This window comes from Deinococcus arcticus, from assembly GCF_003028415.1.
Lineage (GTDB): Bacteria > Deinococcota > Deinococci > Deinococcales > Deinococcaceae > Deinococcus > Deinococcus arcticus.
Window position 1 is genome coordinate 1 of sequence record NZ_PYSV01000037.1, and the last position, 11,822, is coordinate 11,822.

6 protein-coding genes are annotated in these 11,822 nt (G+C 61.4%); 5 read left to right on the top strand and 1 reads right to left on the bottom strand.

The features are described 5' to 3' along the window. Window positions 1–125: 125 nt before the first annotated feature. A complete protein-coding gene (locus C8263_RS18345) occupies window positions 126–1,586 on the bottom strand; it encodes a hypothetical protein (RefSeq protein ID WP_107139561.1) in 1,461 nt (486 codons plus the stop codon). Window positions 1,587–1,804: 218 nt separating this feature from the next. Here C8263_RS18345 and C8263_RS18350 point away from each other — a divergent pair, with 218 nt between their 5' ends. The 5 genes from C8263_RS18350 to C8263_RS18370 are packed head-to-tail and all read left to right on the top strand — an operon-like array spanning window position 1,805 to window position 11,681. Next, window positions 1,805–4,672: an SNF2-related protein gene (locus tag C8263_RS18350; RefSeq protein WP_107139562.1), complete on the top strand. Its 2,868-nt coding sequence runs from the start codon at window positions 1,805–1,807 to the stop codon at window positions 4,670–4,672. Beyond that, on the top strand, window positions 4,669–4,878 hold the full coding sequence (locus C8263_RS18355; RefSeq protein WP_107139563.1) for a hypothetical protein: 210 nt from the start codon (window positions 4,669–4,671) through the stop codon (window positions 4,876–4,878). Before C8263_RS18350 ends, C8263_RS18355 begins: the two co-directional genes overlap by 4 nt. Next, window positions 4,878–7,103 (top strand): AAA family ATPase, encoded by a 2,226-nt coding sequence (locus C8263_RS18360; protein WP_107139564.1) that lies wholly within the window; start codon window positions 4,878–4,880, stop codon window positions 7,101–7,103. The genes C8263_RS18355 and C8263_RS18360 overlap by 1 nt, the downstream gene beginning before the upstream one ends. 7 nt (window positions 7,104–7,110) lie before the next feature. Beyond that, window positions 7,111–8,829 (top strand): site-specific DNA-methyltransferase, encoded by a 1,719-nt coding sequence (locus C8263_RS18365; protein WP_107139565.1) that lies wholly within the window; start codon window positions 7,111–7,113, stop codon window positions 8,827–8,829. A gap of 41 nt (window positions 8,830–8,870) precedes the next feature. Then, a complete protein-coding gene (locus C8263_RS18370; protein ID WP_107139566.1) occupies window positions 8,871–11,681 on the top strand; it encodes a DEAD/DEAH box helicase family protein in 2,811 nt (936 codons plus the stop codon). Window positions 11,682–11,822 lie beyond the last annotated feature (141 nt).

Genomic DNA, 11,822 nt, shown 5'->3' on the forward strand with positions numbered 1-11,822 from the left:
GGCTCATGGCCGCAAGGCGTTGAGCCTGGTCACCGCTGGTTGGGAGTGCCTCGCACACGCACTCCGGTGGGCTCGTCCAGCACGAGTGACCTTTGTCAACCTCTTCACGACTGGTTTTTCAGCTCCTAGCGCCCCTGGAGGCTAAGGTGTCCGGTACTGAACTGACGGACATAGACCTGTATACCTTCGGCCGCCGCCGTCATGATCACAGCGGCGTTCAAGCGTAAACCATATGACTTTGCCTGAAGGAACGCTTCACGCCAAGCACGCTCACCGGGCGCTCGATACTTAACTTCCACCAGTGCGCGGACCCGTAGTTCTGGGGCGATGCCAGTGACGCCGATAGCATAGTCCGGGTAGACCCGCTCACCACGGCCCATGCGGACGGGCATCTGCCGTGTCCAGTCCGGTTCACCCATTCCCAGTCGGCGCAGGAGAGGTTCTACTAACTTGACCTCAACGTCACGTTCGTTGGATAGGTCAGCCAGTTTCACCACTTCCGAGACTGGAAAATGTGGCACTGTGGTCGGCACTTCGCCCAGGGAGGCGGCCATCTGAAGGATGCGTTCGTATTCTGCGTGGGTCAGCGCCTTTCCACTGGCCCCTTGCAGTTTGGCTTTAACGTACCTGTTCTCTCGGAGCAAGGGGTCGGCGGCCAAGTCGCGGAAGTGAAGGCGCGGCAGGGGCGTGGGTTGTCCAATCTGGACCGCGTGCTTGTAGTGGAAGAAGGGGTCCTCATAGGCATCGTCTAGGACTCGCCACAGGGAATGCAAGGAACTCAGTGGACTGCGCACGTACATCAGGCAGACGTCACCTCGACGCATATCGAGGTTGCCCTGCCACTGCGTTCTGGTTTCTGTGTCACTCGCGTCAAGATCGGCCAGATCGCCATTCGTCACCCCGCCGATCAATAGCCAGGTATTGCGGGGTTCGGGCAATTCCTCCTCTTGCTCCATGGCCACATAGTTGACGGAGAAGTCATACATGAACGCGAGCAGTTCAGGGAGGGGGAGTTCATTCGCCCTCCTGAATTCCTGGAAGGCGGCGCAGAATGCACCGAAGTAAATCCAGCGTTCGAGTCGCTCTTTTTTGGCGGGGACGGGCGGAAGAGCGATCCCGAACTCCTCGGCGATTTTGGGTACGAAGTGGTAATGACCAGTGAAGCCGTAAGGCAGAAAGACGTCTGGATGGGCTAAATGCAGGCCGAGGCTGAGCAGGGGCAGGTTCACGAACGCGTCACGCAGATCTAAAATGTCGTCTTCTGCATCTGATAAGTGCACTGTTCCGGATTCGATCAGGTTGGTGAGGAGTGCCCTCACTTCCTCAGGCGTGCTGACCGCAGTGGCGGCAGCAGCAGCCCGGACGGCGTTCACGAAGTCCAGGTCATCTTTGACCATCGGAATGTGTTCAGGGGCCTGCTCTTCATCGGCAAGAAGGACGATCCAGTCACCCACATTCAAAAACGGATTGAGCAGACCGGAGCGCTCCGCGTAATCCTCCAAAGACGCGAAATAGTCGGTTGCCTGCGTCCCTTCCAGCGAATCGAGGTACATTTCCCAGACGAAACGGTTGAGTTGCGAGGCCATAAATCCAGCGTAGGTGATCGGCAGAGCCCACCATGCTCCACCTGAGGCACCAACAGGGGCACTTTGAACCCAGACCGGTCGGACTGACAGTCAGGGCCTGCCCATCCACTGACCTGTCTTGCACAAACGCGGCGAATGGAGATCGCCCGGTGCTTTGACTGACATGAAGCGTCATTTGAGCCTCCTGGCAACGAACTGCCTGCCATACTTGCCGCACAGTGATCTCGTTCCAGCACAGTAAACTGTTCGCCTACGAACTCAATCGCAGGCGCGGTTCGGATGAAGACGACCAGTTCGCCGGAGCCCTGGTCGATGCCCAGGTGGACGTGAACCCACACCAGGTGGACGCCGCACTGTTTGCCGTACAAAACCCCATCTCCGGGGGCGCCCTGCTGGCCGATGAGGTCGGTCTGGGCAAGACCATCGAGGCGGGCCTTGTAATCTCGCAGAAGTGGGCCGAGCACCGCAGGCGCATCCTGATCGTCGTTCCTGCCAACCTGCGCAAGCAGTGGCAGGTGGAACTGACCGAGAAATTCTTCCTGCCGGTCGAGATCATCGAGAGCGCGTCCTTCAACGCTGCTGTGAAAGGCGGAACGGCAAACCCGTTCATGACCGACCGCATCCTGATCTGCTCCTACCAGTTCGCTGCCCGGCGCGCCCTGGAAGTGCAGGCAGTGCCGTGGGATCTTGTCGTGCTGGACGAAGCGCACCGCCTACGCAACGTGTACAAGAGCGGCAGCAAGGTCGCCGGAACGCTGAAAACAGCCCTGTCCGGCAGTCCCAAGCTCCTACTGACGGCGACTCCGCTGCAGAACAGTCTGCTGGAACTGTACGGACTTGTCAGCTTGCTCGACGACAAGGTGTTCGGCGACCTGCAGAGTTTCCGCGAGCAGTACAGCAACCTGAGTAACCCGGCCACCTTCCAGAACCTTAAGAACCGCCTGCAGCCCTTCTGCCACCGCACCCTGAGAAAACAGGTCACGCAGTACGTCAACTACACCCGCAGGCACGTCCTCGTGGAGGAATTTACCCCACATTACGGGGAGCAGCGCCTCTACGAACAGGTGAGCGAGTTCCTGCAGCGCGAGCACCTGGCCGCGTTGCCGAACAGTCAGCGCAACCTCATCACCCTGATCCTGCGCAAACTGCTGGCCTCCAGTTCCTTCGCCATTGCCGGGGCACTGGGCACCATTCACGCCCGCGTGCAGCAGGAGCTGCGGAACCTGCCCGCCTCCGGCACCGTGGATGACGATCTCAGCAGCGACTACGACGCCTACGCCGAAACGGCCGACGAGTGGGAGGACACCCCAGAACCCCTCAACGCCAAAGCCCGCGAACAGCTCGGCGAGGAAGCTGCCGAACTTGAACGCCTGTACACCGCCGCACAGGACATCCGGCAGAACGCCAAAGGCGAGGCGCTCCTCAGTGGACTGCGCCGCGCCTTCACCGAAGCGGAACGTGGCGGCGCCCCTAGAAAAGCCATCATCTTCACTGAATCCCGCCGAACTCAGGATTACCTGCTGGGCCTGCTGGAAGACCACGGCTATGAGGGCCGCATCGTCTTGTTCAACGGCACGAACACCGACGAACGCAGCCGCGCCACCTATCAGCAGTGGCTGAAACGCCACCAGGGCACCGACCGGGTCAGCGGTTCCCGTACGGCCGACATGCGCAGCGCCCTCGTGGACGAGTTCCGTGACCACGCTGAGATCATGATCGCCACCGAAGCCGGAGCGGAAGGCATCAACCTGCAATTCTGCGCCCTGGTCGTCAACTACGACCTGCCCTGGAACCCCCAGCGCATCGAGCAGCGCATCGGCCGCTGCCACCGCTACGGGCAGAAACACGACGTGGTCGTCCTGAACTTCCTGAACAAGGGCAACGAAGCCGATCAGCGCGTCTACGAACTGCTCAGCGAAAAATTCAAACTGTTCGAAGGTGTGTTCGGCAGCAGCGATGAGGTCATCGGCGCCCTGAGCAGCGGCGTCGACTTCGAGAAACGCGTCGCAGACATCTACCAGAAGTGCCGCACCCCAACCGACATCAAGGCCGCCTTCGATGCTCTCCAGCAGTCGTTGAACACCGAAATCGCAGCCGCCATGACCCGTACCCGCGCGCAACTCCTGGAGAACTTCGACGAGGAAGTCCACCGCGTCCTCAAGCAACGCCAGGAGAAAAGCACCGAGCAACTCGACCAGTTCTCCCGCTGGCTGATGGCCCTCACCCGCGCCGAACTCGGCCTGGACGCCCAGTTCAGCCCGGACAGCGACCGGACCTTCACGCTCTTAAACGACCCAGCCGGACTCGGCCTGCCCCTCGGCACGTACACCCTGCCGCGCCGCGACCCGCAACTGCGCGACCTGCCCGACCAGCCCAGCACACACCGATACCGCCTGGGCCATCCCCTTGCGCAGCACCTAATCACACAGGCGCAGGACCGTCCCCTGCCCACCGAACACCTAACCTTCCAGTACGACGGCACCAGCGAACACATCGGAGCGCTGCGGCACATGCGCGGCCAGAGCGGCTGGCTCAGCGCCGCCCTGTACCGCGTCGAAGCCCTCGGGCAGACCGAAGAGCACCTCCTGCTGAGCGCCCTGACCGACGACGGCGAGATCCTGGAAACCGATATCGCCCGGAAATTCTTCCGGCTGCCCGCTACACCCAGCCCCACCCACCTGCACCCCCCAACCGAACTGGCCACCCTGCTGGACACCGCGCAGCAGCAGAAACGCGAGGTCATCAACACCCGCAACCTTAAGACCTTCGAGGACGCCGCCCAGCGCATCGACGCTTGGAGCGAGGACCTGAAAGTCGGCCTGGAACGCGACATTAAGAACCTGGACCTCGAGATCAAACAGGCGCGGCGCACCGCCGCCGTCGCCGCCACCCTGCAGGCCAAACTGGACGCCCAGAAGCATGTCCAGGAACTTGAAAAGGAACGCACCCGCAAACGCCGCACCCTGTTCGATGAGCAGGACCGCATCGACGAGAAACGCCAGGAACTCATCAATCAACTGGCCAAGAAACTCGAAGAGCACGAGATTCTCACGCCCCTGTTCACCATTCAATGGAGCCTGATATGACCGACCGCGCCCCAGCCCCAGCGCTCACTCCCAGTCAGGAACTCGCCCAGAAAGTCACCCATGTTTTCCAGGAACAGACACTCATTCGCCCGGCAGACCAGCAGCGCCTGCACACCGGACTGACGGGCGGCACCCTGAGCGCCGAGGACTGGATCGCCCTGGCCGAAAACGCCCTTGCAGCCGAGCAGAGCGGGGAGCGGCGCTGATGCCCCGCATTCAACAGGTCACCATGCGGAACTTTAGGGGTGCCGCTGCCAGCAGCGACATCACCTTCGCCCGGAAACCCCTGATCCTGATCTTCGGTGAGAACGGCACTGGAAAATCCACCATCGTGGACGCCATCGACCTCGTCTGCAATGAGGGCTACGGCACGGTCGGCGAACGCAGCAGCACCACCCGCAAGGACCACCTACCCACCATCGGCGCCCGCCCCGCACAGGTTGAGGTGCAGATCGAGTTCGACTCCGGCACCTGGACCGGCACGCTGAACGCCGCCGGAAAAGCCCAGATCAGCCCCGACCACCTGAGGCCTGCCGTGCGCGTCTTGCGCCGCCGCTCCCTGCTGAAACTTACCGAGGACACCCCAGGTGACCGTTACAAGCAACTTCAGAGCCTGATCGACGTGACCCAGGTGGAACGCAGCGAAACACAACTCAAGGAAGCCGCCCAGGAAGTCAACCGCAGGCTGACCGACGCCACCACCACCATCAACCATGTGCAGTCGCTCCTGAACGATCTATGGGATATCGAAAATCGACCCGGGACGTCCTCCGTCAACTGGGCGCAGGAACGAACAGCGATAGATGAAAACACCCTGCGTGAACACATCCGCGCAGACCAGAAACGCCTGAAACACCTGCGCCGCCTGCATGCCGCGCAGGAACACCACACCCACACCACCCAGAAATTCCAGGGGGCACAACAGGAACTCGACCTCCTGGAAACCCAGCTGCGAGACCAGGGTCAGACCCTGCACGTCGACCTGATCCACCTGCTGGAACTCACGCAGGCGTACCTGACGCACACCCAATCCGATCAGTGCCCTACCTGCCAGCAACCCATCAACCTGTCCCGCCTGAAACAGGACATCCAAGAACGCTTGAACGACGCCACGCACCTAAACAACCTAAACACCCGGCGGTACGCTGCCCAGCATAACCTCGACAGCGCCCGGCACGCCTGGACCGCCGCGCAAACGGAACTGATCGCCGCGCAAACCCAGGCCCAGCAGACCACCACCACCCTCCAGGAAGTACAGGACACCGACAGTCGCCTGTTCTTGAACCAGACGAATCTGGAAAATCACCGCGCAATACGCATCGCCCTAGACGATCTGTCCGAAGCCACTGCCAGCGCCCACCACCTAGAACGCACCCTGGCCCGCCTGAACATCATGCAGAGCACCCTGCGCCAGACCCGGCTGGACTTCACGCAGGCGATCTTCGATCAGGTTTCTGCCGAAACCCAGCGGCTGTACCAGCGCATCCACCCCAGCGAACCCATCGGCCTGAGCGGCATTCAACTCGACCCCAACAGAACCGCCAGCCTGCACCAGAAAGCCTCTTTCCACGGACACGACGACATCGCCCCACAGGGCTTCTACAGCGAAGCGCACCTGGACACCCTGGGCTTCTGCTTCTGGTTGGCCGTGATCAAACACACCACCCCAGGCGCCATCATCGTCCTAGACGACGTCTTCACCAGCGTCGACGCCGCCCACCTGAACCGCATCGACCAGATGCTCCTGGACGAAGCCACAAGCGGCACCCTCTCACAGATCATCGTCATCACCCACTACCGGGGCTGGCTCGACAAACTCAGGTACGAACTCCCCGAGAAACACGTCGACGTACACGAACTCGGCACCTGGACCCTCGCGCACGGCATCAGCGTCCGCCATGTCATCCCCAACACCACCGAACTCCGCACCCTGAGCGGAGCCCCCTTTCTAGACCGGCAGGCCGTCGCCAGCAAAGCAGGCGTCCTCCTCGAAGCCATGCTCGACCACCTGACTCTCGCGTTCAACCTCAGCCTCCCTAGACACCCGCAGAACAAATACACTCTGGATCCCTTGCTCACCGCCGTCACAAAAGAAGCCCGCACATGGCACACCACGCGCCCCGGATACCCCCCACAACCTTGGCTTCCTACCCTGGACCGCCTGAAAGCCCTGACATTCATCCGCAACGAAGTCGGCGCGCACTTTAACCTGACCAGCGCCGACATCACTGACCACGACATCCGCGAATTCGCATCCGCCACCCTGGCCCTGGCCGACCTGATCCTCTGCCCCACTTGCGGCAGACGCACCTACACCAGAACAATCGCCCGAAACACTCTGCCCGGCACCTGCGGCGGCACCTGCAAACAGACGCACCTGACCCCTACCTCTCCCACTACAGTCCCCACACCCGCACCTGCGGGACAATAGGAAGCTCATGACTGAACGCCGCAACCTGAAACTGGAACTCACGTGGGTAGGCAAGGACAACCGCCGCCCGCTGCTGGAACCCCGCATTCTGCTGCCCGACCCGGCGCTGAGCTATCACGCCGCCGAGCGCAGGACCGACCGTGACCTGTTCGATAACCGACTGATCTTCGGGGATAACCTGCTGGCGCTGAAAGCCCTGGCAACGGACAGCACCGTGCGCGGTAAGGTGAAATGCATTTACATTGACCCGCCATACAACACGGGTTCAGCGTTCGAGCATTATGACGATGGGATGGAGCACAGCCTGTGGCTGGGCATGATGCGTGAGAGATTGGAATTGCTGCGCGATCTGCTGAGCGAGGACGGAAGCATCTGGATCAGTATTGACGACAACGAAGTGCATTACCTGAAAGTGCTATGTGATGAAGTGTTCGGAAGGAGCAACTTCGTTGCTAATATAGTATGGCAAAAGCGCACCTCTCCTGATATGAGATCCACAATTGGGGCTGGGCACGAGCATATCATTGCCTTTGCTAAAGAATATGCATCTTTTAAAATCGCTTTAAATAAACTTCCTAGGAGCCCAGAGCAAGAAGCTCAATTTAAAAACCCCGATAATGATCCTCGCGGACCCTGGGTTTCTTCCGATTACACCGCTCAGGGATTTAGGCCAAACCAGATGTACAAAATCACCACTCCAGGTGGCGCAGAGTACTATCCACCAGAGGGTGTCTGCTGGAAAAATGTAGAGGAAGTTTATCTTGAGCTAGTCGCGGACGGGCGAATCTATTTCGGTCAAGATAAAATGTCAATGCCTAGGAGAAAGACGTTTCTAAGTGAGTCCCAAGGAGTCAATGCTTGGACATGGTGGACTAATAAAGAGGTTGGGCACAACCAAGAAGCCAAGAAAGAAAGCAATGAGCTGTTTGGCGCATCTAAAGCTTTTGCTACGCCCAAACCCGAGCGACTTATTCAGCGCATCATTCACCTCGCCACTAAACCCGGCGACCTCGTGCTTGATTCTTTCGCTGGTTCCGGTACGACTGGGGCGGTGGCGCACAAGATGGGGAGGCGCTGGATCATGGTGGAGCTGGGCGAGCACGCGCACACGCACATCATTCCTCGCCTGAAGAAAGTCATTGACGGCATCGACCAGGGCGGCATCTCACAGGCCGTTGGATGGCAGGGCGGTGGGGGCTTCCAGTACTTCAAGTTGGCACCCAGCCTGCTAAAGAAGGACCGCTGGGGGCAGTATGTGGTGAACGCGCAGTACAACGCCGAGATGCTGGCCGAGGCGTGCTGCAAGATCGAGGGGTTCACGTTCGATCCCAGTCAGAACCCCCAGTTCTACTGGATGCATGGTCGCAGCACCGAGCGGGATTTCATCTACGTGACCACGAATTACCTGACATACGCGCAACTGGTGGAGATCAGTGAGGAGGTGGGGCCGGAACGGTCGCTGCTGATCCTGGCGACGGCGTTCGATTCGGCAGGAGAGACGCTGGAGAATTTGACATTGAAGAAAATTCCTCTGTCGTTGCTGCGGCGGTGCGACTGGGATCATGACGATTACAGCCTGAATGTAGCGAACCTGCCGCAGTCGAGTTCCCCGGAGGAACGGGCACCCGAGGCGAAGCCTGTGGCGGCAGAAACGCGCGGGCGGAAGAAGGCGGTACAGGTGGGACCGGGGTTGTTCACTGACGTGGATGGGGGGGAGGGAGCGTGATTCCGGCGGGAAGTGTGGCACAGTCGCCCGCTCTGGCGGGCATGGTGCTGCCCAATGGGCGGCGGGTGCGGGAGATCGCAGATCGTCTGAGTCTACGTGCGCCGCAGCGGGAGGCGTTGGAGCGGCTGGACGTGCTGCTGGGGGCCGGGTTGCCGCCGAAGAACGCGGATGCAGAGGCCCTGGCCGGGTGGGCGGCGCGGGTGTCAGAGAGGTTGCCTGCGGGGCACAGCTTCTCGGACTTCGAGCGGGAGTTCATGTCGCTGGCGTTCGCCCTGGCGACCGGGGTGGGTAAGACGCGCCTGATGGGCGCGATGGTAGCGTACTTACACCTAGTGCACAGCGTGAACAATTTCTTCGTGCTGGCCCCGAACCTGACGATCTACAACAAGCTGATTGGGGATTTCCAGGCGGACAACCCGAAGTACGTGCTGCGGGGGTTGCAGGCGTTCCAAATTGATCCGCCCGTGATCGTGACCGGGGACAACTACGAAGCGGCCGAGACGAGCGGGTCGCGGTTGTTCGGAAAAGTGGTCATCAACGTGTTCAACGTGAGCAAGATCAACTCCGAGGTGCGTGGCGGGCGCGAGCCACGTATCCGTAAGCCGCACGAGAACCTGGAGATGGGCCGGAGTTACTTCGAGTACCTGCAGAACCTGCCGGATCTGGTGATGCTGATGGACGAGTCTCACCGCTACCGGGCGTCGGCGGGCGTGCGGGCCATCAACGAGTTGCAGCCTCGCCTGGGCCTGGAGTTGACGGCGACGCCGTTCGTGGAGTCCACGCGCGGCCCCGTGGCGTTCAGGAACGTGGTGATGGATTACACGCTGGCTCGCGCCATTGCGGACGGGTTCGTGAAGGTCCCAGCGGTCGTGACGCGTGAGGACTTCCACCCAGAGCGGTTCTCGGCGGAGGCCCTGGAGCAGCTGAAGCTGGAGGACGGGGTGCGCCTTCACGAGAACGTGAAGGCGGAACTCGCGGTGTACGCGCTGGAGTCCGGGCTGGGAAGGGTGAAGCCATTCATGCTGGTCATCGCGCGGGATACGACGCACGCGGCGGCGCTGCTAAAACTGATTGAGTCGGACGCGTTCTTCGGCGGGCGGTACGAGGGCCGAGCCATTCAGGTGGATCACACGGCGGAAGACCTGATGATCGAACGCCTGCTACGCGTCGAGCGTGCGGACGAACCGACCGAGATCGTCATTCACGTGAACATGCTCAAGGAGGGGTGGGATGTCACGAACCTGTACACCATCGTGCCCCTGCGCGCCGCGAACGCCCGCACGCTGATTGAGCAGAGCATCGGGCGCGGGCTGCGCCTCCCGTTCGGGCAGCGTGTGAATCGCCGAATCACCAGCCCTGAAGGGGAGCGGCTGAGAGACCCGCTAGACCGCCTGAGCATCGTGGCACACGACCGCTTCCAGGAGATCGTGGATGAAGCGAACCGCGCGGACAGTCCCGTCCGCCTGATGGAACGGGTGCTGCTCAGCCGAGAGGGGCAGGTACAGGCCACGCAGACCGTCGTGTCGCAGCCGGGCATCCTGGGAGCACTGGGCATGATCACCCCCGCCACCGAGGGCAAGCCAGGCGCAGACGGAACGGCCACCGGGGCCGGGTCGGTGCCGGGCAGTGCGCCCGCCCCGATGTTCACGACCCCGCAGGCGCAGCAGATCGCGCAGGCCACGTACCAGGCGGCGCAACTTTTCAGCCGCCAGGTCGCCCGTGTTCCGAACGCCGAGGCCCTCCTGAAACCGGAGGTGCAGGAGGCACTCGTGCAGGCCGTCGAGACCCAGCTGGCGCAGCAGGCGAGCACGCAGCCCACCCTGCTGGAAGCTCCCACGCAGGCAGCGCAGCCCACCGTCGACGTGGCGACCGTCGTGCGGCAGGCGACCGAGCAGATCGTCGGTCAGACCATCAGCATCCCGCGCATCACGGTTACGCCCGTCGGCGAGGCCCACACGGTCTTCCAGCCGTTCACGCTGGACCTGAGTGACGTGAGACTTCAGCCAGGTTCGAAAACCCTGATCGTGCAGGCCCTGAACGATAACTCCCGCGAACGCCTCGGCCTCCAGAAATACGAGGGAATCGTGGATCAGCGCGTGCAGGACAGCGTTGTCAGCGTCCTGATGGACAACCCGGAAGTCAGTTACGAACAGAATGCAGACGTCCTGTACGACCTCGCCGAGCAGGTCGTGGCGCACTTCCACGCCCAGGATTTCAGCGACGCCGACATCCGCGAAATCTTGGGCACCTACCGCCGCACCCTGTCCAACCTCCTGTTCCAGCAGATGCAGGCCCATCAGCACATTCCAGAGGTGACGTACACGCGGGAAGTCCGCCAGGGCTTCACGGCCCTGCGGCCCAGCACCCTGACCGTCGGGCGCGGCGGCATCATCACCAATCCCGCCCAGACGCCCCCGAACGGCGCACGCATTGAAACGTGCCTGTACCGGGGCTTCACGCGCAGCCTGTACCCGGATGTGAAATTCCACTCCGACCCGGAACGCCGACTGGCCTTGATCCTCGACCGGGAATCCAAGAAGTGGTTCCGACCCGTGCTGGGGCAGTTCCAGATCTACTACCATTTTGAGCACCAGTCCCACCAGTACCAGCCAGACTTCGTAGCCGAAACGGCAGACGAACTACTCCTGCTGGAAGTCAAAGCGCGCGAAGAGATCAACACGCCCAGCGTGCAGGCCAAGGCCCGCGCCGCACTGGAATGGTGCCAGGAAGCCACCCGACACGCACAGCAGTCCGGCGGTAAACCCTGGCGGTACGCCATCCTTGCCGCCGAGGACATCACCGCCGCTAGTACGTTGAAGGGACTGTTAGACCATGCTGCTGTGAGCGCGTGATCGTTTCGGATTACTAGAGCATTTGTCATAATGAAGGTATGAAAGCGGTGGGCGGGCGAGGGTATGGGCTGGACTTGCGGGAACGCATCGTTCGTGCTGTGGCGTCCGGTGGAAGCGTTCACCTGGTCGCCCAGCAGTTCT